Source organism: Candidatus Aramenus sp. CH1 (assembly GCA_022678445.1).
Classification (GTDB): Archaea; Thermoproteota; Thermoprotei_A; order Sulfolobales; family Sulfolobaceae; genus Aramenus.
The window spans coordinates 1-26,085 of sequence record JALBWU010000002.1 but is presented as its reverse complement, the minus strand read 5'-3'; the positions used below and the strand labels follow the sequence as shown (position 1 = coordinate 26,085).

The following is a 26,085-nucleotide window of genomic DNA, read 5'->3' as shown; positions in this document are numbered from 1 at the left end:
CTCACCGTTCAGTTCTTTCATCTCCTCATCTAGTATTTTCCTCCTCGCATTTACTTATAAACTCCACAGTTTTCCTTATCGACTCAACGTAGTTCTCAATCTTCGAGAAACCATGTCCCTCGTCCTTATATATTGTGTACTCCACCTCCACCCCTCTCTCCTTTAGCTTCTTCACCACTTGAAGCGTCTCTTCTGCGGGACACCTCGGGTCGTTTTCCCCAGCTAAGAGCAATAGAGGGGTCTTTATCCTGTCCACGAAAAATATAGGCGACCTATCCCTCAGGAGGTCGGGGTCGTTGCCCATCTTCACTTCGTCGTACTGCTTTAAGACCTCCCTTTCTAACTGCTTTTCTGTGAACCAGTTAACGAAAGGCACCACAGCCACGGCCCTACACCAGATGTCGGGGTACTTTGTGACCGCCATCATGGTCAAGTACCCCCCGTAGCTGGCACCGGTGATTGCTACCTTTCTGACGCCGAGAATTTTCGTCGAGAAGACTACGTCCTTTAGGTCTCCTCCTCCCAAGTCGCCGTCGTTCATGTGGTTAAACTTCCTCCCAAATCCCGTTGAGCCCCTGTAGTTTGGGCAGATGACCTTGAAGCCCTTGCTTACTAAAAACTGTATGGTAGGCAAGAAGGAGTTGACGCACTCCCAGTCAGGCCCTCCGTGGATGTACACTACCCCGCGATCCTCGTTGCCCCTAGCGTAAAGGAGGGCGTGTATTGTAGTCCCGTCAAACGACTCATAGCTTACCTTCTGGGGTTCCACGAAGTCCCCTGAGACTCCCTGCATGGAGTCGGTGAGCCTCTCGACTACCCCATCTCTCCCAACTCTGTACAAGTCGGTAAAACGATGGTGATAGGAGCCGAGGAAGTACAAGTACCCCTGGTCCACTTTAAGCTCCCTGTTGTAACCCTTGCCCACTACCTCCCTTTCCCCCAAGATGAGCTTAAAGTCTCCTACTACGTCCTCCACGTACGCTAGCTCTCCGTTAAAGAGGAGGGCCTCTAGCTTGTCCCAACTGGACTTCCTCAGCCAGCTTATCCTCCCTCCCCTGTACTCTCCCACGTCGAAGAAGTTGTCCCTGTTGCTTAGGAAGATTACGCCTCCAGAGGTAAAACACTCGGAAGAGGCTGGCACTTCCTCTGACCCCTTGAACCCTATTACTTCCTCATCCCAAGTTTCAACGTCTACCAAATGCACGTCGTCGTCGTAAATCCCCTGAGAGTACGCCACCTTCCTCCCGTCACTTGAGACGCAAAGGTTGCTTACAGGCTCCTTCCCCTTGCTTATCCTCGTTATCTCGCCCCCTTCGTATAAGTAGAGGTGAATCGTCTCCCCCTCCCTGTTTGAGAGGAAGTAGAACTTATCCTGTCCTAGAAACAAAGGAGAAAAGTTGTCGTAATTGTCCTTCAAAATGGGAGCCAAGGCACCATCAAATAAGTATATCTCCCTCTTTTCCCCTCCATTGGGGTCTCCCACTATTGCGAGCCTCTTGGCATCTATCCAACTAACCTCGTCTACGTAAAAGTCTCCCTCGACCCTTCCCTCTCCCATCACGTAGGCTACCGGCTTCTTTTCCTCCACGACTAGCGCTACCTTCCCCTCCTTTACGTCGTAGTTTGATACAGGCTTTACCTTAAAGAGGTCGTTATAGTCCATAAACCCTCCTCGTGTTTACGACTTTAAGTCTTTTGGAAAGGCTTATTTAGATATATCTTAAAAACTCTGTTGACCACTAGTGTTTAACGGTCTTGCGAAAGCGGTCTCGAGAAAGTGGTACGTATTTCTCGTGGCTTGGGTTATAGTCCTGGTCTTTTCTGCTCCCCTTTCTTCCCTGTTTTTTAAATCAGTAAGCTACCAAGTGGCTATATCTATACCCGGGAGTACGTCACACAAGGCAGAAGAACTTGTCTCTCACTTCAAGCTATCCGGCGCTTCGGCGGCAAACGGAATAATCCTTATAGAGGGAAATGCCTCGAGGTATTCCTCCTTCCTCTCGAACCTCACCTCCTACGGCAACATCTCTGTGACGAGCTTCTACACAATCGAGAAGGCCCTCCTCAACTCCTCCCTAAGCAAGGTTTACCCAGCAGCGCTAAACTTGAGTCATCAGCTCTACGCCCTGGGCCAAAACGAGACTGAAGTTATAGGAAAGCTCCAGAACGAGTCCATCAAGCTTAACTCAAGTATCCAAGGGTTGGAGAAACTGAGCAACTCCACTAGGGCCATTGAGAGGGATTTCTACGAGGCTAAGCAAGAACTGCTAAACACCTCTACGCTTGTCGCGGAACTCCACAAGGGCATGGTGGAGAACGTCACTACCTTCACCAAAGTAATGGAAGGCGAACTTGAGCTGAACTCCTCGGTTCGCAACCTTTCAGCCTTATTGTTCCAAGCACAGTACTACTTCGTTGAGGTGTGGATCTCGCTTTACGATAACTCCACCCTCCCAACCTATCACAACGTCTTTCTATCCAACGAGTACGCCTTTACTTACGTTAACAAGAGCATCAGCAACCCAATTGCCAGGGAATTCTTCCAAGAGTTCTTCCACTTCTGGAACTCTACTACGAACTACGCAACGCTCAGTTCCTTCCCTGAGAACCAGTCTGCCCCGTTTGGAGTTGCGGACGAAAGCGTGCACGAGGCAAGCGACGCGTTTTTCTACGACAACGAGACCGAACTCGCGCTGGTTGACGCCATGTTCAAGTTCTTCAACGTGACCGACTTCATGTCCTCTGTCCCTTACGAGAAGTTCGTCACGACCTACTTCAACCAGACCTACCACATACCCTTGGGCATAGCCGAGGAGCTTTACACGACCAATGGCTCAGTCCCGCTGTCCTTAGTCCTCAGCGTCTACCACGAGAAGACCGGGATTTCTATACCATTGCTCCTCGAGGTCTTCTCCAGTACGGATTACCTTAACGTCTCTCTCCAGATCCTCCAGAGCAAGGTTAGCTCCACGCCGGAAAGAGAGTTCCTAGAGGACGTCTACTACAACATGAACATCACTCCATTCTGCTTCGCCGTGAAATACGTTAGCAATACGTCCAACGTATCCCCTGAAGTGGTAGCCGAGATAGCGAACTTCACCTCTTACACGCAGTTCTTGAACTACGTAGCGTCAAAGGAGGCAAACTCAACTATACCTGCGTGGTTCCTGGTCAGCATGGCCACGTCCCACGACTACGGCAACTTAACTGCGTACCTAGTTTCCTCTAAGCTTGGAAAGCTCGGTTTCCTGCTCAATAGGTCCAACATAACGCCCAAGGAGCTCTCCGTTTACCTCATAAACGCCACTTGGGACAGGGCTTCAAACATGTCTTCAACCCTAATCTCTAACGTTGTAAACTCTACCCCCCTAATAACTGTGGACAAGGTAGAGTTAAAACAAGTACTCTACTCAATGCTCACCACCAACTCGAGCGTCCAGAAAGTGGTTAACGAGCTCATAGCTGAAAACCTCTTCCCAATACAGCCGAACTTGAACGTCACCAAGGACCTCTATTCCTCTAGCTTTTACATCCTAGTGCTGAAGGGCAACTTCACGTACAAGGAGGCGGAGAACCTCGAAAGTTACGTCAAGAACGTAACCCACTTGAGCACCTACCTTACCGGGTCAGAACCAATATCCCACTCACTTAAGAACCTTGCCAACTCTGCCTTCTCCATCGCAATTCCCGTTGGTATAGCCTTGGCCATAATCCTAGCGGGGATTTACTTTAGATCCATAACCGCGGCGTTTGCCCCATTGGGGACTTACTTGGCAGCCTACCTCGCCTCGTCCGTGGTAATTTACGCTGTGGTCATCAAGCTACTCCACATAACGGTGGACTTCTTAACGCCAAGCCAAGTGCTACTCCTCGCGTTGGGGTTGGGTACAGACTACGTGGTCTTCATCTCTGGCAGGTACATAGAAGAGAGGGAGAAAGGACTGAGCAAGGAAGAGGCAGTGGAGGAGGCGGTGAAGTGGGGCGGTAGGGCTGTCACTATCACTGCCCTAGTCGTCATGCTCTCCTTCCTGTTCCTCTACGTTTATAACGTCCCGTTCTTCTCCGACACAGCCTTAGCCGAGATGCTGGCAGTCCTCGTGGTGTGGGTAGCGTCGATAACCCTTTACACGTCAGTGCTCTCAGCCCTTGGGGACAAACTGTTCTTCCCCAGGAAGTTCACAAAGAAGAACAATAGGGGAGAGTCAAAGGTATCTAGACCGGGGCTTACCGTAGGGATAGTAGCAGCTGTAGTAGTGGTCTTAGCGATATACGCCGTGAGCACGCCACTTACCTTCAACGTACTAGACCTCCTCCCTCCAAACCAGACAACGCAAGGGGTTAACATACTGAGCCAACAGTTCACAACAGATAACGTGTTCCCGATATACGTAGTAGTACCGATAAACGGAACGTTTAACTTAAGTACCTACAACTACGCCGTCTCGCTTTACGAGAAGCTCTCCTCAATACAGGGGGTAACAGCTGTAAACTCTCCAGTGTCCCCCTTGGGCTCACTAGTGCCTTACCAAAACTTAACAGGGTATAACTACACCAATTACTTGGCGGATGGGTACATGCTGTTTGTGGTAAATCAGAAATATCCGCCCTTCTCCAACAACGCGTTCAGCGTAGTAAAACAAGTGCTCTCAGCTGTGGGCAAGGGAGGTTACGTGGGAGGCGGACCAGTAGACGCCTACGACATACTGAACTTTGTAAACATGGACTTCGCGGAGATCTTCCTGCTCCTCACAATCACAATGTACGTAATCCTTGTGGTCATGACTAGGTCGTTCTCGGTATCTGGAGTAATTATCTTTACCATAATGTCAGCTGTCGCAATAACCTTAGGGCTTGAGAGGCTTATATTTACCGAGCTAGGCTACTCAATATTCGCCATAGTCCCGCTGTTCTTGGTGGCAATAATAATAGGAATTGGTATGGACTACAACATCTTCTTGGTGGCTAGAGTTCACGAGGAACTGGACAAGGGAAAGGGCATGGAAGAGGCCGTTGAAATAACGAGGAAGTCGATAGGTAGGACAATTCTCTTCCTGGGACTAATATTCGCAGGGACAATGGGGTCCCTAATGCTCGTCAACGCTGCTATCCTCCAAGAGATAGGGTTCGCTCTGGCAGTGGCTGCCATCCTGGAGACCTCGGTGTTGTGGTACTTCCTGGCACCGTCTTTGCTTATAATACTCTACAAGGCGTTCAAGATAAGGCCTAAGATGATCGTCTAGCCTTTTCCCTTATTTTTAAGGCAAGTCTTTTTACTTCATTTGGAACCTCCACGTCTGCGGATGACAAATTAAATAATTCTTCGCTAAACGGTATGACGGCCCCTTCCTCAAAGCCCTTTTCAGAAATTATACCCTTCAACTTTAACTCCGTGCTTTCTAGAACGTCTTTAAACGGAGGAACGAGGTTAATTATAAGTGCGTAAGGCTTACCTATTGGCTTGCTTTCCTCCACTTTATCAAGGTATTCTAGCGTCAGCTTTATAGTGTAATCTATTGGGTCAGTAACGTAAATCCTTACAACGCTCTCTTTCGGCTTTGCCTTTAAGAAGGTGTTTAACTCCATTTCCACTATCGGGTCTTCAACGAGCACCAAAGAAGGATTATCTACGATGTAGAACTTATAGTCCTTTTGAAGCACTGCGTCCAAGTAAGTATTACACGCCCTATCTAGCAGCTCTCGCGATTTAGATAGCTTTTCTAAGTCAACTACGTATCTAGGCCCCTGGCCAAAACACTTTAAGATGGTCAAATTCCCCACAATCTTAACGTAATCTCTGGGGGGTTTGCCTTCCATCACGCTTTGAATTATTCCTTGACCTCTTACCCCGAAAACGTTAGAAACGTAAGCAAGTGGATCCCTGTCAATGATTAAGACGTCATCCCCTAGCTCTGCTAGCGCCTTCCCCAGAAGTAAAGATATAGTTGACTTACCTACTCCGCCCTTTGCGCTCACTATGGATATCCTCATGTTCTCTAGCTTAAAAATGACACAAAAATTAAAATAAAATCATGATGTAGAACTTACGATCTTGTCTAGCTCTTTTAGAATGTTAGACTCGACGTGAGAAGTCCAAAGCATTTCCGGTACGTCTACTGCTAGAAACAGCTCGCTTATTAACAACACCTCAATCGCGGTAACGGCTATGTTCTGAATCCACTTGCCTACACCGGTTGTGATTTTTAGTCCATCTGGGTTGTTCTCGAAAGTGAACGTCAACGCCCTGTCTGCGGCTATTAAGTCCCTCAATATGCCTCCCTTCTGTGCCTGTATCACTGCCTTGTCGCCCTCAATCTTCTGTTGCACTTTAAAGCCTTGGCTCTGTAGGTATTGCACGAACTGACTCACGACTGCGTTTAGGTCTTTTACTGGTGAGTAAGTTCTCTCTTTCTTAAAGATGCCCATACTATATATGAGAAACACTTTGCTTTATACTTATCTACGTTTAATTCCTTTTTTGTCGTCAATGGATAATTGTCTTTTGAATAGTTTTATATTATTTAGTTTTCACTAAAACTTGTTCAATAAAAAAGTTTATATATTAGTCTACATAATTGTAGACCTATGAACAAATTCTACACTGTGATGAGAACTGACAAATGCCACACCAACTACGGCCTATTCGAGTGTAGTATAGAGGATGGCAAAGAGAAGTGTAGCCTAATAGCGTGCGTACTAGACAGAGAGAGCCCCCTATCTAGCCCACTGGAGTTTAAACCTTTTTAGAAACTTTTATATCTTTTATTTTTAGTTTATTCTTCAGGTCAAAGTTTTTATAGGTTTAAACAATTTAATGTGTAATAACTCTTTTAAACCTTACTGAACAAAAATATTACCATGTACATAGACGGGGCTTTTGAAGAGTGCGAAAAAGTCCAAGGATTCGAGATATGTAAAAGCTATGCAATCGTTGATGAGGACAGAAGGGAAAAATGGTCACGCTAGGTATTTCTCCCTTAAGTGGTCCACTAGGTACTTTGGGTTATACCCTTCTCTGAACGACTTCCTCAGAAGCTCCTTGGGAGGATAGGTGGCCCCGTACTTGCACACCTTTTCCCTTAAGTACTCTTTGACCTCGTTGAGCTTCCCATCTCTCACCTTTTCCTTTACTGGAAAGTGGTGGTACAAGATGCCGGCTACCACGTTTCCGATGGTGTAGGTGGGGAAGTAACCAAACGATCCCTGAGACCAGTGAATGTCCTGCAGGGCTCCCTCAGAGTCGTTGTTAGGCCTTACGCCCAGGTACTTGTCCATGAAGTCGTCCCACATTGACGGGACGTCTGAGGTTGACATTTCCCCCGCAATGAGCTTCTTCTCTACCTCATACCTTACCGCTATGTGGAAGTTGTACGTGAGCTCGTCTGCATCCACCCTTATCAGGCTGGGCCTCACCACGTTGAAGTACTTGTAGAGCTCCTCCTCGTCCTGCGTTAAGAACTTTAGGTGCCTCTTCAGTATTGGGTAAACGAGGTGGACGAACTCCCTACTCCTTCCTATTATGTTCTCCCAAAACCTTGACTGGGACTCGTGGATACCAGAGGAGACGCCCTGGCCTAAAGGCGTAACGTCCAGGGACTTGTCGATCATGAGTTCGTACATGGCGTGTCCGCTCTCATGGATAACGGAAAACATAGTGGACCTAAAGTCCTTGCCCTCGTACCTTGTTGTTATCCTAACGTCGTCTGCCGAGATCCTTATTGTGAAAGGATGTGGCGACACGTCAAGCCTGAACTTGGTCATTGGCATTTCCAACATTCCTATAACCTCGCGGTTTACCTTCTCCATGTCCTCTACCTTGTACTCCACGTCCTCGAGTTCGTGCTTACTTGGGAACCTGCCCTCAGATCTGACCTTCTCTAAGACGTGTTTTAACTCAGGCAGAAGATAAGAAAAAACGCTGTCGACGTCGTTTACCGTTAGGCCCTCCTCGTAGAGGTCGAGCAACGCGTTGTAAGGGTGGCCCTCATATCCAAGACTCTCTGCAACCTTTCTCTCTAAATCCACGATCTTCTCGAGATAAGGCCTAAACTCTGAGAATTTACCCTCCTTTTTAGCCTTCCTCCACGCCACTTCAGCTTCGCTCGTCGTCCTGTTCAGTTCCTCGTCTATTTCTGGAGGCACGGCCCTAAAGTACTTAATTTCCCTGCCTAGAACTCTCTTAACTCCCCGCCCAAAATCGTCAAGGTCCTCGTCCTTCAGTCCCTCAACGTCCCTCTCGATGGCCATAACCTTCTCCCTATACAAGGTAGAGAGGTTGGCCAACGCCTCGCCCCTGGCCCTCACCCCTTCCTGAGGCATGTAAGTCTCTAGGTCCCACGCAAGTAGGGATCTAGCGTACGCTATGCTCCACGCTCTTCTGTACTCCCTTAAAATCTTTTCCAACACTTCTTTCGCGTCCATAAACTTAACTTTAACTTCAAGGATTTAAGCGAGTTTTTTTACTCCTTTCACGTCTATCTCCTGTGGAGCCTGCTGTAGTGGTTGTAATAGGAACTGACCGGCCAGGAATAGTAGCAGGGATCTCCAGCAAACTGGCTGAGAGAAACGTCAACATAGTTGACATTTCACAGACAGTGTTGAGAGGCCTCTTCTCTATGATCATGATAGTTGACATGTCTAAGAGCACTGTGAGCCTAGGGAAGCTGAGGGAGGAGTTACAGCAGAGGGGAAAGGAGCTGGGGGTCGAAGTCCTAGTGTACCACGGGGAGGTCTTCCAGTTCATGGAAAGGATTTAAGTTTTTTACTTTCACAACCTTAGAAAGACCTCATGAAGTACGACGCCGAGGAAATCGTGGAAGTAGTGAAAATGCTAAACGAGCAAGACTTAGACATAAGGTCTGTGACGCTAAGCGTAAACACCTTGTTTGCGGTCTCCGATGAGAAGGAGAAGGTACTGAGGAAACTGGAGAAAGTGAACGAGATCGCCTCTAGGTTTGTGGACGCAGTATACAAGGTAGAGGAAAAATACGGTATAAGGGTAGTGACGAGGAGGGTCTCGGTGTCCCCTGCTCAGTACTTTCTGGAAGCGATAAGTAAGGAGGACTTCGGGGTAGAGTTGGCAAAGAAGCTTGACGAGATAGCTGAGAGGAACTTGATAGACTACATTAGCGGATACTCTGCACACGCAGAAAGGGGGCTTAGTAGGGGTGCAAAGGTTCTCTTGGACTCCATGTCCTCTGCCCTAAACTCCACCAAGAGGCTCACGGGAGCGATAAACGCTGCTTCGACCATGGACGGCGTGAACGTGGAGGCGGTAAAGCTGTTCGTGGATCAGATTTTCGCCATGAAGGCTGACGCCTCAGCTAGGACCTCCATCCTAGCTAACTCCCCAAAGGACTCTCCCTTCGTGCCCTCAGCGCACCACGGGGAAGGGCTACCGGACGCCCTAGTTAACGTGGCAATAAGCGGACCAGGAGTTATAGAGAGCGCAATAAGGGCAACGTCGCCTAAGAGCTTCGTGGAGCTTTACGAAGTCATCAAGAAGGCGTCGTTCAAAATAACTAGACTTGGGGAGCTCATAGGTAGGAGCGTTGCAAAGGAGATGGGAGTCAGCTTCGGGGCAGTTGACCTTTCAGTTGCACCGTCGCCTAAGGTAGGGGACAGCGTTGCCTCCATAATAGAGGCAATGGGGATCGAAAGGGTGGGTGGCCACGGGTCTGTGGCTGCCCTCGCCCTTATGATGGACGCTGTTAAGAAGGGAGGCTCGATGGCTACCTCCTCCGTTGGAGGGCTAAGTAGCGCGTTTATACCAGTGAGCGAGGACTCGGTGATGGCAGAGAGGGCTATAGAAGGGTCTATAGACTTCTTTACCTTACTCGCGTTGTCCTCGGTGTGCAATTCGGGGATAGACATGGTAGGGGTGAGCAAGAGGCAAGGAAAGGACAAAGTAATAGGCCTCATTTTAGACGTGCTCGCCATGGGAACAATGCTGAACAAGATACTAGGGGTGAGAGTTATACCCCTTGACGCCAACCCAGGAGAGTACGTTGACTTAGGAGGTCTACTAGGAAGGGTAGTGGTGATGAAGCTAAAGGACATTGACGTATCCAAGTTCATCAGTCTGGCCGGTCACATGCCAAACGGTATTAAGAGACTTGAGATGGGGTAAAGTACGCAACGCTCAGCAAGTTCCCGTAATAAACCTGGAGCTGGAACCCCACTCCCTTAGGGATACTGTAGCCTGGAGGCGAGCGTAGTACCATTAACTTCCACCCGTCATAGATTGGCGAGTCGTTATACATAAAGAGGTAGCCGTTTGCTGATGGCATAGGGGAGAACGTCAAAGCCCTAAATTGGGGGTATATTGGATCTGGCATCCCGTTGCCTGGGTTATAACTAACGTTTACCACGATACACGATACATAGTCCCCTTGGTACACTACCTTTAAAACGTCGACCTTTATCGAGTCGAAGTAGTTGGAACTGCTGTAGTGAATGTAGACAAAAGCTCCTGCCAGTATCATCACGCTTAGGGCTACTGGCAAGAGTACCTCCTTTGCCGTTGCCCTTTCTCTTGCCTTAGATTCACCCAATTCGCCCTGTTGCACAAAACCCAGCCAAGGCCAGTACATCAAGTAATTCCACAGGACTCTGTACATGAGGAAAAACGCGAAGTAGGGGAAAAGGATCCACTTATCCCTGAAGTACTTGTAATTCTTAATGAAGAGATAGATTTCTGTTATCATGACTACCAAGACTGCGAGCGTAAAAAAGTTCCTGGAAACGTAAAAGAAACCGTTGAAAGCCAAAATCGATGGCCCAAACCCTATCCCCAAGATAGGTGAAGTAACTGGAGATAGAACGTCCTTGAAGTAGAGAACCGGCGATACCGCTATGAAATATCCGTTGCTAATTAGAAACACAAGTAACGAGTAAAGGAAAAAGTCGACGACGCTTTTTCCTTCCCTTTTCAAGTGGAGTAGGAAAAAGGGGAGGAGTATCCAAGGGGTTTGCTTAAACGACACGGCAAGCCCGTAGAGCACTCCCTTTAACTTAGCGTCCGAGACAATTAAAGAGAGGACGACAAAGAATACCCATACTATATCCGTTACTCCACCTGCAGGATAATAGGCGAAATTGGGGTTAGCGAGGATACCTGGCATCATTGCCGTGAAGACCCCTGTTCTCCGGAACTTGGCGTATATAGCGAAAACTGTTAGCAAGTAAAAGGCAAAGAGCGTGTAAGTTGGGGGGAAACGGAGGAGAACGGAAGGTACTTCCAGGATGAAGGACAACGCCGGGTAACCTAAGTTTGTCACCATTCCACCCGTCGTTAGGGGAGTCCCAAAGTAGTACTCGTTGAAGGACGGGTCGTAGTTCCTTGTCCACGTATATAGGCAGGCAGTTGAGGAGGGGATGTATGGGTCGATCCCGTGGATAAAGTTGTAAGCGGAGTAGAAGTCAATGGCGATCTCGTCGGTTCCAAAGAACGCGAAGTGAACTACCAGAAACGTGAACGCAAGGAACGCTAGGAGAACGCTCTCTGCCTCCCTTTTTATCAAGTAGCCTACAAGGAGTACTGAGTAGTAAAAAAGAAGAAAGGCATAGTCCACTAAAGCACCTCTTGGAGCGAGGTAGAGGTCAAAGAGAACAGGCAAAAGGACTACGTACTCGACGAAAATGACAAGATAGTAGTACCTCGAAATCCTTTCTAAGCGTATAAATGGCAGAATTCCGCTTATCGTAAGCAACGCAAGGTTTAGGACTATCAACCCGAGGTTAAGGTAATCGGGCTGGACGTAAATCAGCATGTCCAGCCCCAATACGAGAATCGACAAGTTAAATAAAAGCAAGCTTGATTTGTTCACGTAGTTACCGAATTCAAGCCTACCTTAAAAATCTTTTCGAGATTATATTTATAGTCTATTAACTATGAAAGCGATAAATACAGAATATATTTTAATTATATTAGCAGATATAGTTTAATGCGGCGTAGAATCCGGAACAACACTTTCAAGGCGTGAAGCGTTACGCGTTGGGTTAGTTCCAGGAAAAAGATAAGGGCTTTGCGTAAATAATAAGCGTAATGAGGTTTACAAAGTGCAAAACAGAGGCCTGCAAGAAAGTCCAAAACTTTCTCCGCACTAAAGACGGAACACTGGAGGTAATCGACAAGGCTCCCGGAGCTTACCCCGGTCTAAAGAAGATGATTAAGAGGGTCATCAAGGAAGAGGAAAAGTCATTACACAGCGTGCTTTTAGGGGAGGACATCATCTCGGCCATGTACAGCGGATACAAGAACGCCCTAATGGGGTTCCTGAGGTCGGCAGAGGAGAGCAACAGGTTCATGATCGAAAGGGCGTGTCTTTCCGTTTTCGTTACCTCAACCACAGAAAAGTACCTGTATTTATTGAAGTCAAGGAAATGGCACATCCTCGTAGATGAAGGACTGACCATAAGGAACGAAGGAGAGGGTCTAGGAAGGATCAAGAAGTTTGTAAGGCGCAAGGTAAAGCTAGACGGCGTATCAGTCTACTTAATGGGTAGACCTCTTTGTGAAAAACACTTGAAGTTCCCTGAGTTCTCAATGGAAATAAAGGAAATAGAGAGAGCTCTAGGCTTGAAAATAGACGCTAAGTGTTACCTATGTGGTAGAAAGGCGAGGTACTTCACCCTTTCTATGCCAAAGGCTAGCGCTTTAATTGGCCTTGCAGGTCACATTAAAGGAAAGGATGTTTCCACCTTGAGGAGAACGTACTCTAACCTATCTAGAATACTTCACCCCTATGGATTTAACGAGCTCGAGAAGGACAAAGTTTTCACCATATGGGCCAGGGACTTCTTAACTGTGGTTTCCGAGATCAACGAGCTCCTTGACCTCGTCCACTATAGCTGAGGCTGCCGTAACGACGCTGATTCTGCCCTTGAGCTCTTCAAGGATCGGTAAAGTAGAAAGGATTGTACACGCCACGTAGATGGCGTCTGCAGAAGACATTTGAGCTATCCTAACCGCTTCCACTACCAGCTCGTGGGGCGTAGACGCGATGGCCTTTCCTCCTGTTCTCCCCAAAGCTATGGAACCTATAATGTTGAACCCGAAGTCCCGTAACCATTTAACCTCGTACTCGTGCCTCTTCTGATTGTATGGCGTCACTAGGAAGAGGTCTTTGGCCCCTAGTGCCCTTAGCCTTTTGATTATTGCCTCCGTGGAAATTACCACTGGCTTTGAGAAAATCCTCCTTATTTCTCTCATGTCTTCCTCGTAGAAGACTCCATACGATCTCGCGTAGACTATTACGTCTCCCTTTTCCGCCTGCTCTTTTACGCTGAGCAGTTCAGCCAACATTCTAATTTTCTCTGCTCTAGTGTTCCCGTGCCCGGGGTAGTACTTCATATAAATGGTCTGGACGTCTTTGAATGCAGTCTCAATGTCCCTCGGTAAGACGGTGTTCTCTTCAGATACTATTAAGGATAGCATAGCCTTATAATGAGCCAGATGGGTTAAAACTTACTACGCTCTTATATGCGCCTTATATGCACGCTAACCCTGTATTCCCTTCCTTCTTGAGTTATTTCGTATTCCATAGCGTATTGGCTACAATTCCTCTTCACTATGATCTTCTTCTCTGAGAAGGAATAGGTGGGTTCTCCACATCCTTCTAAGAAGGGACCTAGCCTCCGCTCTATCTCCTCTTGGCTCTTAGCGTAGAACTCCATGTTAAGTGAATCACTGGAGTAGTACGAATAAGTCATGTGCCGAGAGACTACGTAGGCCACGGACGTACTTATACCAATGCCTATAACCGAAAGCAATACGGCGAGAAACTGAAACAGGTTCCCAAACAAGGGAACAAAGAGGAACTTTAAGGCTAGAAAAATGTAGAGGGCAGACGCTATGGAGGAAGAAACCACTGCAGATAACATCGATGGACGAATCCTCCTCTCAAGAAACGCGTTAGCTATGCCGTTTATAATGGGGCCAAGTATAGGGATCCACCACGTCGCGAGAGAGAGGGGTATAGTTATCTTTAGAGCTTTCATTTACTCTACTTAAATCATGAAATTTAAAAAGGGTTTCGGAAACTAGCGCACTGCGCTGAGGGCAGCTTCAACTTAGCTAAAACCTTCTTAGGGTTTTCTGAACAGTATCGAGGAAATTACACAGGAGAGCATTAGGTTTTAGTCACAACGTTAAACATCCGGCCTAGATCACTTCAAAGGTATGCGCACACCTATTCAGATTTATCCATTTTAAGTTATTAAAATTTGGGAAACGCTTTTATCTAACGCAGTTGGATGATAGTATGTGAATACGCTAGGCGAACTGATGCAAGAATTTGGATTGACGGATGACGAGATTTCATACGCCCTGGACAAAGCAAAGGGCATAATTCTGGGATATGCAATGGAATACAGGGCCAGAAAGGTACTAGAAGACCTCAGCTTTACTAACATTAGGTCGGTAGATCTACCTACCCACGACATTGAGGCTGAAAAGGACGGCCACAAGTACTTTATTGAAGTAAAGGCCAGCAAGAGGCCACCCACAAAAGAGTACTCAGCTTACAAGATAGCCATGATTGCTAGGCTTGACGGAACTCACTTGACCCTACTTATGACGCCTAAGCCGACGATCTTCCTGACTGAGGACGTGCTCAGCGAGCCAAAGAGAATACTCTTGAAGTTCTTTAGGCTCCTATTTTGGGGAGACCTATCTGAGGTAAAAACTTTCTTGGACGATGACAGGAACAGAAAAGTAGTGGCAAACTACGGAAGGGTAGTCTCCGAGTACGCCAACAAGATACCTAACGAGAGCCTACTTCAAATAGTTAGGTCTGTTCTTTGAGAACTGCCTCACCAAGTCAGCTTCTGCCTTGTCTAGGAACTTGTAAACGGTAGAGTGCTCCCTCCCCTCGATGAGCATATCGATGGCCTTCCTGACTATTGGCATTTGCTCGTTTGTAGAGATTATGCCTACGTAGTGCTCGTAGATGGAGATTACAGCAGAGGTGTACTCCTGGAGGATCTTTTTCGCCTTACCTCCCTCTCCTATTATCCTCCCCTTTATCCTCCTAACTGTGTCTGGATTGCCTCCTAGTGTAGCCTTTAAGTCAATCACCTCTAGCTGGTACTCGTCGCTCATCAATTTCAGGGCATCGTTTACGGAAAACCCGAGACCGAGTGCCCTTATGACTGAGGCTGCTTTGAAGGCACTGTACGGATTTTCGTTTGTAGGGTCAATCTCGAAAATCTTCCTCCTTTCGTCGTAACTTATCTTTACCCCAGAGATCTCCTGTAGCTTGGGCAAAAGAGACTTGACCAGCTCTATTTTCTCGTCCGGTACGCTGATGAACATTGTCCCTAATTAAGGTATTTCCAGCGTCTTTAAAATTTCTTCTACGTCTAGAACCTTTACGCCCTTGGAGGAGAAGAACTCGTTTACCCTAGTTATGTCCCTAAAGAGGAGTTCCCTGGCGTTCTCGTGGTCTACCGGCAAGGACTGGCTCACGTCTATGATGTAGACGTGGTCGTACACCATCACGTTGTACTCACTCAAGTCTCCATGAACCAGCTTAGCCTTGTTCACCATTAGCTGTATTTGGCTTACCACTTGATCGTAGAGATCCTGGTCGATCTCATCGTCTAGAAGCTCCTTGAGCAGGGGTGCCCTCACTCCGTCGTCCCCTATGAACTGCATAACGAGAACGTTCTCCATTACCAGGATCGGTTCGGGAACCCAGACGCCAGCCTCGTACATCCTCTTTAAGTTCTTGAACTCCTTCTTTGCCCAAGTAAAAATTAGTTGCCTAGTGTTGGAGACCTTTATTTTCTCAAACCTCTTGTCGCCTAGAGTGTACTTTTCCACCGCCCTTTTGTTGGAAGCCGTACTGACGTAGTAAATCTTTACAGCGTAGAACTTGCCGTCAATAGTCTTAGCTGGATAGATCTTCGCCTCCTTGCCCGAAGAAATAGCCCCTAAATAAGTGTCTATCTTGAGCTTAGACGCTATTTTCTCCAGGACTAAGTAGGTCCTTGGGTCAATCGTGGAGTCTACTACTTTAAATAGGTCTTCGTCTTTCCTCCTCTTCTCCTCCTTCCTCTTTTTTTCCAAAACTTCAACCTCTTAGCTGATCTATCACTTCCCTGGAGATTACCTTCTCTTCCACTAGCTTCTTTATCTCGTCATTACCGTACTTGTGAATAATGTCGCACTTTTCAGACTGAAAGTCCCAGGGAGCTGCCAGGACTACGTCCCCTTCCTTTATCCAGACCTTTTTCCTCATCCTACCGGGTATCCTCGCTATCCTCTGCTTCCCGTCCACACAGAGGACCACTATGTGCTCCGCTCCTAGCATTTTCTTAACTACGCATATTACTTCCCCTTCCTCTGGTTTCATAACTTCCTTAGTGGGAGCCTCTCCCCTATCCTTTTTAGGCAACTAATTGACCACCACTTGATAACTTATCTCTCCGAATAAAAACTTAAGGCTACTTTAGGGGCTTGAGTAGCTCTATGGCAATGGCTGTAGAGCCTCCAGTGCCGTGACAAATGCTGGCTATACCCCTCCTTCCGCCCATCTTGGACAGCACGTTTATCAAGGTAGTTATAATTCTGGCACCGCTGGCGCCTATTGGATGGCCTAAAGCAATTGCCCCTCCAAACACGTTCAGCTTGTCATAGGGTATGCCCAGATACCTATGTGCTAGGACATTATTCACCGCAAAGGCCTCGTTGTTTTCGAAGTAGTCAAAGTCTGAGATCTCCATGTCGAGCTTCTTCAGGAGCTTCCTCACTGCAAAGATTGGAGCCTCAGTAAAGCGCCAGCTCTCTATCCCTACCCAAGAGTAACCAATTACCTTCGCTATGGGCTCCACGCCGTACTCCTTTACCGCCTTTTCGCTCATCAAAATAAGGGCAGAAGCGCCGTCCGATATCTGGGAGGAATTACCCGCGGTGTGGAAACCTCCCTCCGAGAACGCAGGCTTCAGCTTAGACAGCTTCTCAATGGAGGTGTCAGCCCTAATTCCCTCGTCCTTTGTAACTAGACTACCGTTAACCTCAACTGGGGTAATCTCGCTTAAGAAGTATCCCTTGTTAGTCGCTTCAGTGGCCCTTCTGTGACTCTCGAAGGCTACCTCGTCTAACTCCTTTCTGCTGATGTCATGCTCTTTAGCAACCATGTCAGCTTCCCTCCCCATGGCAAACATGTTAAAGGGATCGGTCAACCCGTCAATGAGCATTGTATCTATAAACTCCAGTTTTTTGTCCATAAGGAACTTTACTCCCCACCTAACGTTCGATGGTAGGGCCAGGGCAGCCTGGCTCATGCTTTCCATACCTCCAGCGACTACCACGTCTGCATCATTGCTCTTTATCATCTGTGAGGCGTTTACTACGCTCATCATTCCAGATGAGCATACCATGTCGACCGAGTACCCATCTATTTCGTATGGTATACCTGCTTTGCAAGCCGCCTGCCTAGCTAAGTCCTGACCATGTCCAGCCCTTAAAATGTTTCCCATGATCACTATGTCGACTACCTTTGGGTCTAAGTTTACCTTTTGCATAGCAACCTTTATGGCAGCTGATCCTAGATCCACAGGCGGTACGTCTTTAAATACGCCGCCTAACTTTCCTATGGGCGTCCTAACGGCTGATACTATGTAAACTTCTGCCATATGTTAAGGTGGATTTCATACTTTTTAAACTTTTTAAATAACAATCCCCCTCACATCGTAGAACGAGAAGTCCGTAATTTTCACGTTATACCACTTCCCCAGCTCGACGTCTTCAAGGATCACTGGGATGTAGTTTGCAGTCCTACCTATCTTTGTGTTTCCTTTTCCTTCTTCTGTAACGACAACTTTTGAAACTTTCCCCAGATACTCCGAGTGATTCTGCCTAGCTATTTCCTCGTAGAGTGAGTTTATTCTCTTTAGCCTCTCAGTCTTAACCTTGTCCGGTATCTGGGGCATAGAGGAGCTCTTTGTGTTGGGCCTTAGCGAGTAAATGGCTATGTGCATCTTTTCGAATCTGATCTCCTTGACTAGATCCAAGGTGTTCTGAAAAGCCTCCTCGTCTTCCCCTGGATGGCCTACTATTATGTCAGTAGTTATGTTAGCCAGCGGTATCTTTCTCCTTATCTCCTTTACGAGCTCCTTGTACTCGTCGACGGTGTACTTCCTGTTCATGACCTTTAGGACTCCGTCGTCTCCGCTCTGTACTGGCAGATGGAAGAACTTATATACCTTGGGGCTCTTGTACGCCTCCAAGAGGTCGTCCAAGATCCTGAGTGCTTGCTCTGGCGTCATCATGCCTACTCTGATCATGAACTCCCCCTTTACCTCGCTCACCTCCTTGACCACGTCAGCTAAGGTGATCTTCCCACCGTAGTCAAGACCGTAAGCTGCCGCGTCTTGGCCAGTGAGCTCTATCTCCACTACGCCTTGACTTACTAATGCCTTCACGCTTTCTACTATCTTTCTAAGGGGATAGCTCCTAAGCTTGCTCCTGGCCAGCTTTGTTATGCAAAAGTTACAGTCTCCCGCACAACCGTCAGCCACTGGGATGACGCCTATCTTGCCCTCCGCAATCCTCGGCGTGTAGATGGGTTGGTCTGACAACAAGTAGACCTTCCTCTCTTGCGACTCAACTACCTCGACGATCTTGCTGATAGCTTGGGGGCCAAGAATGGAGGCGTTGGGGGCTATACTTCTGACCACAGCGGGCTCAGCCCCAGAAAAGCATCCCGCAACCACTAGCTTCTTACCAGTGTTGCTCAACTGGCGTATTCTCCTTTTCATCCTCTCTCCGGTTTCAAGCCTAACATCACACGTATTGATGACTATCACGTCGGCGTCTTCCAGTGACCCAGTAACCTCGTGGGCCCTGTCCTTAAGTAGGGTCATCATGATGTAGGTGTCTCCTTTGTTCAGAGCACATCCGTAAGTCTCAAAGTATATCTTCATTTCACCACATATTTAAACCCCTGCGTTTATAGATTTAATGTAGGAACATGTCAGATAAGGACTACATGTACTTGCTCGATAGAGTCTACGCAAAACTGCCCAAGAAGGCCAGCGAGGGAACTCAGAATTTGCCCTCTTTGCAGATACTGAACATAGGCAACACTACAATAATAAGGAACTTCGCAGAGTACTGCGACAGGCTAAGAAGGGAAGACAAGATATGCATGAGGTACTTACTAAAGGAATTGGCAGCCGCAGGATCTGTAACAGAGAACGGTCAGCTGGTGATCCAAGGTAAATTCTCTTCGACCGTAATAGAGACCTTGATGGAGAGATTTATAAAGACCTACGTCCAGTGCAGTACGTGCAAGAGCCTAGACACTGTACTAGTTAAGGAAAAGAAGGTCTGGCACATCCAGTGCCTAGCCTGTGGAGCCAAAACGTCGGTTAAACCGCTGTGAGAGGACATGAAGGTTATCTTGAACGTCATAAGAGAGCAAGGGAACGTATTTGTAAACGTGTGCGAGAAGGAGCTACTAGGAAGGGAGTTTAGGGAAAACGAGGTAATCCTCTACATAAACGAGGAATTTTACGGTGGGGACGAGGTGGACATGGAGTACGCGTTTTCCCTTTTTGAGGAAGCCACCGTCGTCAGCCTAGTCGGGAATAAGGTGGTGGACGAAGCTGTAAGGAGGGGGTACGTCCACAAGGAGGGCATCCTAGAGGTATCGGGGGTTAAGTTCGCACAAGTCTACAACTTGTGATACCTTATGCCGGGAAAGTTCTGCGTAAGGTGCGGAAAGGAAAACGTGGAGCTAATTGACAGGCTGTGCATAGACTGTTACTTGGAGACGAAGAGCCTCTTCTCTTTCCCCAAGGAGCTCAAGGGAAAGGTTTGCAGGGTATGCGGGGCTGAGTTTATCGAGGGGAAGTGGGAGAGGATCCATGAGGACGTGGAAGACGCCGTGAAGGATCTAACCCTTAGGGAGCTCTCCAAAAGGGTGGAAGTAGACAAGAACGTGAGTAACTACTCCATAGACGTCGGAGAAGTGTGGAGGGACAGCAACGGCAGGGAACACGTGGAAATAGTAGCCACGGGCTCGCTGAGTGGGAGGAGGGTCGAGGTCAAGGGAGACTCCTTCATGGGCATAGAGTACGTTCTGTGCGACACTTGCAAAAAGAGGAAAGCGAAGTACTACGAGGCAATAATACAGTTGAGAGGGAAAAAGGCAGGCCTTGAGAGGGAAAAGAGGAAGTTGTTTGAGTCGTTCTTCACTGAGGAGGTTATAGCTAACCTGGCGGACGTGGTTGAGGGAAAGGAAGGGATAGACTACTACTTCATAAAGAAGTCGGTTGCGAGGAAGCTGGCCTCCTATGTGGCCTCCTTTGTTGACGTGACCGTTAACGAGAGCTTCCAGGACGAGAGCACTAAAAAAGGTAAAAGGACTGCTAAACTAGTTATTTCGCTTAGAGTATGAAGCTCGGAATAGATGAGGCGGGCAGAGGTCCCTTAATAGGCCCGATGGTCGTAGCTGGGGTGCTTTTGGACGAAAAGAGGGAGAAGTTGCTGAAGGACTACGGAGTTAGGGACAGCAAAAAGCTGAGCAGAGATGCTAGAGAAAGGCTCTTTAACGTTATACTCGACAACGCTGAGGCAATAGCTATAGCCAAGGCCTTTCCCGAGGAAATAGACAGCGCCAACTTGAACGACGTCACCTACGAGAAGGTCATCCAAATAATAGAGGCCATGTCTACGTTCTCCCCCTCTGTGGTGACTGTAGACAAGGTTGGCAACGAGGAAAAAGTCATAAAGAGGATCCTTGAGCTGGGGTTTAGTCCTAACGTAGTCCACAAGGCCGACGAAAACTTTATTGAATGTAGCTCAGCTAGTATAATAGCTAAAGTGATCAGGGACCGAATAGTAGAGTCTTTGAAGGAGAGGTTCGGGGACTTCGGAAGTGGTTACCCCTCTGACCCTAAGACCATAAAGTGGGTAATGGAAGTCCACGAAAGGGGCGAACCGCCTCCACCGATATTAAGGCGTTCGTGGAAAATCCTTCACAGGATTGCCCCCAATTTCTACCTCGAAAAGGAGAGGTCGGATGTAGATGGTAACTAACCTACCTGCAGAGGCCAAAGCCAAGTGGATAAGGGTAATGGAGGCGAAGACCCCTGAGGAGAAGATAAAGGCGATCCAGGACTTCCTAAGCTATGTCCCAAAACACAAGGGGACGGAAAACCTTGTCTACTGGGCAAAAAGGCGTCTAGCGGAACTCAGAGAAGAGAGCGAGAAGCAGAGGCACAAAAAGTCCTCCTCGCTTTCCTTTTTCGTGGAGAAGGAGGGTGCAGGACAAGTTCTAGTCTTGGGCAGGCAGGAGCTGAAAAATAGGGCAGTAAGGATGCTGACTAACGTCAAACAGGATCCCAAAGATCTCCCTGTCCCTGCTATGACGTACTACGAGGACGTTGCCATACAGCTTGTAAACCCGCCTCCCCTGATCCTCGACTCCAAGCTCATCGCTGGAAAGATAATAGGCCTAGCTAGGAACGCGGACGCCATCTTGGCAGTTGTATCCAACGAGGCGGAGTTCACTAGGATTAGGGAGTTCCTGGAGTCTAACAACATCCTGCTAGGCAAGCCCAAAGGTAGAGTGGTCATAGAGAAGTCGAGGAGCCACAAGGATGGGATTAGGATTATAAACATGGGTAAGCTGGTTAACACAGACGAGAACGAGGTGAGGAGCTACCTAGAGGGCTTTGGCATAAGGTCGGCAATCGTCAAGGTGATCGGAGAGGTCACTCTAGACGACGTGGAGAAGGCTATATTTGAGGCGACCACTTACAAGCCAATGGTTATACTCTCAGAGACCAAGTTTGACGCTGGTTTTCCCCTGGCCACCTTCGATGAGTTGGACAAGCTGAGGAGGTACTTGTTCGAGAGCCTCGACGTAATAAGGGTGTATACCAAGGAGCCGGGGGAAAAGCCAACCCAAGAACCCCTCATAATGAAGAGGGGTGCGACTGTACTCGACGTGGCTAGGAAACTCCACAGCGCGCTGTCAGAGAACTTTAAGTACGCCAGGGTTTGGGGTCCCTCAGCAAAGTTCCCTGGGCAGAAGGTAGGAGGAGATCATCCACTTGAGGATAAAGATATTGTAGAAATAAAAACTAAGTAAAAATAAAAAAACTTGCGTAGTTTACAGCGCTGCTGAAGAGCTACTTGGAGTAGCGAAGTTTATGTTAACGTGAAGCATTACGATAAGCATTACCACAGTAACTACAGCCAATATGACGCTGTGGAGGAAGCCCGTAGCCATTTTTCCGGAGCCCAGCTTACCTACCAAGAACCCAGCGAAATAGGCGTTATAGATAGAAGAAACGGCAGAAATATACACTGCCTTTGGCAGGAGCTCCGACGCTAGAACTAGCGGACCGTAGGAGAAGCTCTGGACTAGTATGAGTTTGTCCACCGCAATCCCTAAGAATATTGATGCAATTAGGGCTATGACAACGCCGACATATGGCGTCGCCATCAGTATCTTTACCTTACTTAGGTACTTACTTCTCACAAGGATCTGGCTATCTATTTGCTGTGCAAGAACCTCTACTGTCTCGGGCGTTAGGCTACCTATGTCCAACATGTCCGCAAGGGACAGTAGGGCTATCTTAGAGGTGAAGTCGTTTATCCTGTCTGCACCTTTCCTTATGGCGTCCTTTAGTGGATAGCCTAGATTAACGTAAGCCACGATGGCCCTTAGTACGTCCCTTAACTTTCCCATTTCCTTGGAGTCCTTTAAGTTCCTTATAACTGCCTCAGGGGATAGGCCTGCTCTCAGACCTTCAGAAATGGCCCTAAGCAAGTTCACAACGTACTGATCGTAGCCTGTCCCCTCCCTCAGTTCCTTGCTAGTTACGATTGCAGGAGGGACAGACGCTATTAGCAAGCCGATCAAGATCGCTATTGAAGTGGGAACTATGTCTTGGACTGTGCCAGATAAGGTAAACAAGTTGAAAAGCTGATGTTCCAACCCCAGTATCACGAAGGTCACTATCATGCCAATAGGGAAAGTCACGTAAAACACCTTATATGAACTCAGCTTCCTCTCAGGGAACTTTAACTGGATCGAGTCTGCCATAAATACGAAAACCAGGTTGACTATCGGGATGAGCACAACGGCGACTGCTCCCATGAGCCCTAGCGTTAATCCCCCGCCTAGTTGGGGGAACACTGCCTCAAGTATTAACACCAAGAATATCATTATGTAGCCTGACGCTAACCATATCACATACCCCTCTCCTACTCCCGATAAGTTTTCAGCTGCTTTGTCCCCTAGGAGTTCGAACTCTCTTAACAGGGCTCTCACCTTTGCCTCCATCGTTTCGATCACTGGGGCCCCAGTTCTAACCGCGGTAATGTAGGTGCTTATGAAATCATTAAAGAGTTTCGAGGGAGAGACCTTCGTGGTCTCTCTGAAAGCGTCCTCAACGCTCTCGCCTAGGTACTTCATCCTCTTGTAGCCGTAGAGCATGAGCTGTGTCACGTACTGGAATGCACCGGCCTTAGGAATTCTCTCGAATAGCACTCTAGGGCTTAGCCCTGACCTAAGGAATATTATGAAGACCGCGGAGAACGCGAAGGTCTCTGCGTTAAGGCCGTTCTTCCTGTTGTCAATAGCCTGCGATACGTTTAGATAGGAAATGAAATACATTACCACTGGAATTACCACACCAAACATTATCATCATGAGGGACACTGCCAAGAACTTGGGCTCCCTCAAGGGCAGATAGAACTTAAACAAGATAAGCCCTCCAAATATCATCAGTACTAGGCCTATCGCTAATCCCACCAACGTAAAGAAGAACGTCCTTGCAGCGAAAAGCACTGGGTCCTCAGTTGATCCAGCTAACATTAACTTCTCTTGGTAGCTCTTTGCCATTCTCTTTACTAGGCCTAAGTTGTAAAACCCTATGTACAATGAGCTTGGGCCCTTTCTTGCGTTTTTAGTAACAGGAGTTCCAGTGGTCGAAGTCTTCCTTAACTTTAATGCCATAATATCTATTTGTATTAAGGTATTTTAAACAATATGTTTTCTTAAAACACCATTGTTAAACGTGTATTGAAATAATTCAGTTTCAGAGACGGGTGAGCGGTTATATGAGACCTTGGATCGCAGATAAAATCGGAGAGCCAAAATACTTGGATCACACAATTAGTTTTAGTCTTCTGTCTTAAAATTTCCTATAGTATAACATCACCTCTTCTTAATTCATAATATTAGAGTTTGCAAGATTTATAAGGAAGAAAATTTATACTACTACTAATGGCTAGTATACTTTCCAAGTTAAAGTTCAGCGGTAATAACGGCAAATCTAGGACAACAGAGGTTAGAATGCCCGTCAACCTCCTTCCTCTCTCGGCCCCAGTGGAAGAGGTAACAGAAATTATTTCTGATTATGATATAAATATTTTAGGGAGTATTCCACCTGAGATAAGGGACAGCTTTGCGAAGGCCAAAATAGAGCTCAGTATAGCGAACCCGCACGTCTTCATTACCTACGATATTAACAAGGGTATATACAAGTACGTCTTAATCGAGCCCCCAATAGACAACCAATCATTTGAGATATACAAATATTTCATAGGCGAAATTGAGAGGGAACTTCTCAACTCCAGGACAGACCTGCTGGATCTAGGTAAGGTAATCTACGATGCTTCCATGAAAAGAAAAGACCTAGAAATAATACAAGGAAGCAAAGGGGAACTACAAGTACTAAGCACTAGAGGTAAGATAGCCCTCTATTACCTATTGAGAAATATGTTTGGCTACAACATCCTAACGCCCCTTTTAGCTGACTATAAGATAGAGGACATTTCGTGTAGTGGCCTTGGCTCACCAATTTTCGTATACCACAGGGAGTACGAGTACCTACCCACAAATATTATGATAAAGGAAAACATGAAGGTGCTCGACATCGAAGTTGACGGAGCAGAGCTGTTGGACCAAGTAGTGATGAGGTACATGACCCTAGCCAACAAAACGATCTCAATAGCCACTCCCATAAACGATGGAATCCTGCCACAGGGAGACAGGATAGCAGCGACCTTCAGGAAGGAAGTAAGTGCCAGGGGTTCCTCCTTCGTTATTAGGAGATTTAACGATAGGCCCATAACGATCCTGGACTTGATCAACTCTGGAGTTTTGTCTCCAGAAGTTGCCGCCTACTTGTGGTACGCCATAGACCTAAGGATGTCGTTTATGGTCCTCGGAGTCACAGGCGCAGGAAAGACTACAATGTTAAACGCTATCCTCAACCTCGCAAAGGAGTCAATGAAGATAGTGTCCATAGAGGATATCCCTGAGATAAAGCTGGCCCAAGATAACTGGGTGCAACTACATACAAGGGAGGTATACGGAGGAGCAGGAAAAGAAATAAGCTTGATGGACTTACTGAAGTTGTCCCTAAGATATAGGCCAGATATAATCGTGGTCGGAGAGATAAGGGGGCAGGAAGCTTACGTCCTGTTCCAAGCTCTCTCCACAGGTCACGGAGGAGCTACTACTTTCCACGCCTACGATACAGACAGCGCAATAAAGAGGCTAATGAACGAACCTCTGAACATCCCCAAGGAGTGGATACCCATGATGAACGTAATGGTGAACGTCAGGAGGTTGCCAGTATACGTAGGGGAGAAGATAGTCTTGAGGAGAAGGGCGGTAGCTATAGACGAGATAGTAAGCTACAACGACTTCAGGAGAGTGTCATCATGGGAGCCCAAGTCTGATACGCATACCCTTATGCTAGAGAACGCTAAGGTCATGTTAACCAGGATCGAGGAGATGGGAAAGTCGCTCGACGAGGTAAAGCATGAGATAGAAAGGAGGTCGACGTACTTGAAGTTGCTCTCAACGTCAAAGGAAGTAGTTCAGAGCCCAGAGAGCTACAAGGAAGTGAAGAAGTACATTATCAAGTACTCTTTAAGGCCAGAGGAGGCCTTGAAGGAAGCCTACAGGATGTCGTCAATCAAGCTGACTTCCTCCCCGCCATAATAACACTCAAACCACTCTTCCTAGCCTCCCAACCAATCCAATACTGAATACGAGAATACTGCATCAAATACAACCTATCCCTAAACCTTTTACGCAAATCCTCAAGAAA

General features: G+C 47.3%; 25 protein-coding genes. 12 read left to right on the top strand and 13 right to left on the bottom strand.

The window, feature by feature from the left end:
- Nucleotides 1-25: 25 nt before the first annotated feature.
- Nucleotides 26-1,663 carry a S9 family peptidase gene (locus MPF33_01720; protein MCI2413961.1) on the bottom strand — a complete coding sequence of 546 codons (1,638 nt, stop codon included), beginning with the start codon at nucleotides 1,661-1,663 and terminating at the stop codon, nucleotides 26-28.
- A 130-nt stretch (nucleotides 1,664-1,793) separates the two neighbouring features.
- On the opposite strand from MPF33_01720, the gene MPF33_01715 reads away from it, so the two are divergent.
- Nucleotides 1,794-5,240, top strand: a complete 3,447-nt coding sequence (locus tag MPF33_01715) for an MMPL family transporter (protein ID MCI2413960.1) — start codon at nucleotides 1,794-1,796, stop codon at nucleotides 5,238-5,240.
- Here MPF33_01715 and MPF33_01710 read toward each other — a convergent pair.
- Entirely contained in the window at nucleotides 5,224-5,973 is a 750-nt protein-coding gene (locus tag MPF33_01710; GenBank protein ID MCI2413959.1) for a ParA family protein, read from the bottom strand. The two genes, MPF33_01715 and MPF33_01710, sit on opposite strands and share 17 nt — an antisense overlap.
- Nucleotides 5,974-6,027: 54 nt before the next feature.
- Complete coding sequence (locus tag MPF33_01705) at nucleotides 6,028-6,423, bottom strand: hypothetical protein (protein MCI2413958.1); 396 nt, start codon at nucleotides 6,421-6,423, stop codon at nucleotides 6,028-6,030.
- 159 nt (nucleotides 6,424-6,582) lie between these two features.
- On the opposite strand from MPF33_01705, the gene MPF33_01700 reads away from it, so the two are divergent.
- Complete coding sequence (locus MPF33_01700; protein MCI2413957.1) at nucleotides 6,583-6,744, top strand: hypothetical protein; 162 nt, start codon at nucleotides 6,583-6,585, stop codon at nucleotides 6,742-6,744.
- 210 nt (nucleotides 6,745-6,954) lie between these two features.
- Here MPF33_01700 and MPF33_01695 read toward each other — a convergent pair whose 3' ends face one another.
- Entirely contained in the window at nucleotides 6,955-8,418 is a 1,464-nt protein-coding gene (locus MPF33_01695; GenBank protein MCI2413956.1) for a carboxypeptidase M32, read from the bottom strand.
- 62 nt (nucleotides 8,419-8,480) lie between these two features.
- Between MPF33_01695 and MPF33_01690 the strand changes: the two genes are divergently transcribed.
- Nucleotides 8,481-8,753, top strand: a complete 273-nt coding sequence (locus MPF33_01690; protein ID MCI2413955.1) for an ACT domain-containing protein — start codon at nucleotides 8,481-8,483, stop codon at nucleotides 8,751-8,753.
- 32 nt (nucleotides 8,754-8,785) lie between these two features.
- Complete coding sequence (locus MPF33_01685; GenBank protein ID MCI2413954.1) at nucleotides 8,786-10,126, top strand: DUF711 family protein; 1,341 nt, start codon at nucleotides 8,786-8,788, stop codon at nucleotides 10,124-10,126.
- On the opposite strand, the gene MPF33_01680 is transcribed toward MPF33_01685, so the two are convergent.
- A complete protein-coding gene (locus MPF33_01680) occupies nucleotides 10,104-11,825 on the bottom strand; it encodes a hypothetical protein (protein ID MCI2413953.1) in 1,722 nt (573 codons plus the stop codon). The two genes, MPF33_01685 and MPF33_01680, sit on opposite strands and share 23 nt — an antisense overlap.
- 218 nt (nucleotides 11,826-12,043) lie before the next feature.
- Here MPF33_01680 and MPF33_01675 point away from each other — a divergent pair, with 218 nt between their 5' ends.
- The gene (locus MPF33_01675) at nucleotides 12,044-12,853 is read left to right on the top strand and encodes a hypothetical protein (protein MCI2413952.1); all 810 of its coding nucleotides are present in this window, start codon (nucleotides 12,044-12,046) and stop codon (nucleotides 12,851-12,853) included.
- On the opposite strand, the gene MPF33_01670 is transcribed toward MPF33_01675, so the two are convergent.
- Entirely contained in the window at nucleotides 12,800-13,435 is a 636-nt protein-coding gene (locus tag MPF33_01670) for a maleate cis-trans isomerase (protein MCI2413951.1), read from the bottom strand. The two genes, MPF33_01675 and MPF33_01670, sit on opposite strands and share 54 nt — an antisense overlap.
- Before the next feature lie 41 nt (nucleotides 13,436-13,476).
- Nucleotides 13,477-13,998: a hypothetical protein gene (locus tag MPF33_01665; GenBank protein ID MCI2413950.1), complete on the bottom strand. Its 522-nt coding sequence runs from the start codon at nucleotides 13,996-13,998 to the stop codon at nucleotides 13,477-13,479.
- 265 nt (nucleotides 13,999-14,263) lie between these two features.
- Here MPF33_01665 and MPF33_01660 point away from each other — a divergent pair, with 265 nt between their 5' ends.
- Nucleotides 14,264-14,803 carry a hypothetical protein gene (locus MPF33_01660; protein MCI2413949.1) on the top strand — a complete coding sequence of 180 codons (540 nt, stop codon included), beginning with the start codon at nucleotides 14,264-14,266 and terminating at the stop codon, nucleotides 14,801-14,803.
- Here MPF33_01660 and MPF33_01655 read toward each other — a convergent pair.
- The 5 genes from MPF33_01655 to MPF33_01635 are packed head-to-tail and all read right to left on the bottom strand — an operon-like array spanning nucleotide 14,774 to nucleotide 18,927.
- Entirely contained in the window at nucleotides 14,774-15,313 is a 540-nt protein-coding gene (locus MPF33_01655) for an RNA-processing protein (GenBank protein MCI2413948.1), read from the bottom strand. The two genes, MPF33_01660 and MPF33_01655, sit on opposite strands and share 30 nt — an antisense overlap.
- Before the next feature lie 9 nt (nucleotides 15,314-15,322).
- A complete protein-coding gene (locus MPF33_01650; protein MCI2413947.1) occupies nucleotides 15,323-16,069 on the bottom strand; it encodes a serine protein kinase RIO in 747 nt (248 codons plus the stop codon).
- A 4-nt stretch (nucleotides 16,070-16,073) separates the two neighbouring features.
- A complete protein-coding gene (locus MPF33_01645; GenBank protein ID MCI2413946.1) occupies nucleotides 16,074-16,397 on the bottom strand; it encodes a translation initiation factor aIF-1A in 324 nt (107 codons plus the stop codon).
- 49 nt (nucleotides 16,398-16,446) lie between these two features.
- Nucleotides 16,447-17,637, bottom strand: a complete 1,191-nt coding sequence (locus MPF33_01640) for a thiolase family protein (GenBank protein MCI2413945.1) — start codon at nucleotides 17,635-17,637, stop codon at nucleotides 16,447-16,449.
- Nucleotides 17,638-17,670: 33 nt separating this feature from the next.
- The gene (locus MPF33_01635; GenBank protein ID MCI2413944.1) at nucleotides 17,671-18,927 is read right to left on the bottom strand and encodes a tRNA (N(6)-L-threonylcarbamoyladenosine(37)-C(2))-methylthiotransferase; all 1,257 of its coding nucleotides are present in this window, start codon (nucleotides 18,925-18,927) and stop codon (nucleotides 17,671-17,673) included.
- A 47-nt stretch (nucleotides 18,928-18,974) separates the two neighbouring features.
- Here MPF33_01635 and MPF33_01630 point away from each other — a divergent pair, with 47 nt between their 5' ends.
- Genes MPF33_01630 through MPF33_01610 form a run of 5 tightly spaced genes read left to right on the top strand, consistent with a single transcriptional unit; the run spans nucleotide 18,975 to nucleotide 22,103 of the window.
- Nucleotides 18,975-19,388, top strand: coding sequence for a translation initiation factor IF-2 subunit beta (locus MPF33_01630; protein ID MCI2413943.1), 414 nt, complete (start codon nucleotides 18,975-18,977; stop codon nucleotides 19,386-19,388).
- A 6-nt stretch (nucleotides 19,389-19,394) separates the two neighbouring features.
- Nucleotides 19,395-19,691, top strand: a complete 297-nt coding sequence (locus MPF33_01625) for a DUF424 family protein (protein MCI2413942.1) — start codon at nucleotides 19,395-19,397, stop codon at nucleotides 19,689-19,691.
- A 6-nt stretch (nucleotides 19,692-19,697) separates the two neighbouring features.
- On the top strand, nucleotides 19,698-20,405 hold the full coding sequence (locus MPF33_01620) for a 60S ribosomal export protein NMD3 (GenBank protein ID MCI2413941.1): 708 nt from the start codon (nucleotides 19,698-19,700) through the stop codon (nucleotides 20,403-20,405).
- On the top strand, nucleotides 20,402-21,046 hold the full coding sequence (gene rnhB / locus MPF33_01615; protein MCI2413940.1) for a ribonuclease HII: 645 nt from the start codon (nucleotides 20,402-20,404) through the stop codon (nucleotides 21,044-21,046). The genes MPF33_01620 and rnhB overlap by 4 nt, the downstream gene beginning before the upstream one ends.
- Nucleotides 21,036-22,103 carry a TGS domain-containing protein gene (locus tag MPF33_01610; protein ID MCI2413939.1) on the top strand — a complete coding sequence of 356 codons (1,068 nt, stop codon included), beginning with the start codon at nucleotides 21,036-21,038 and terminating at the stop codon, nucleotides 22,101-22,103. Before rnhB ends, MPF33_01610 begins: the two co-directional genes overlap by 11 nt.
- A 21-nt stretch (nucleotides 22,104-22,124) precedes the next feature.
- On the opposite strand, the gene MPF33_01605 is transcribed toward MPF33_01610, so the two are convergent.
- The gene (locus MPF33_01605) at nucleotides 22,125-23,978 is read right to left on the bottom strand and encodes a type II secretion system F family protein (protein MCI2413938.1); all 1,854 of its coding nucleotides are present in this window, start codon (nucleotides 23,976-23,978) and stop codon (nucleotides 22,125-22,127) included.
- Nucleotides 23,979-24,248: 270 nt separating this feature from the next.
- On the opposite strand from MPF33_01605, the gene MPF33_01600 reads away from it, so the two are divergent.
- Complete coding sequence (locus tag MPF33_01600; GenBank protein ID MCI2413937.1) at nucleotides 24,249-25,976, top strand: type II/IV secretion system ATPase subunit; 1,728 nt, start codon at nucleotides 24,249-24,251, stop codon at nucleotides 25,974-25,976.
- The last annotated feature ends 109 nt before the right edge of the window (nucleotides 25,977-26,085 follow it).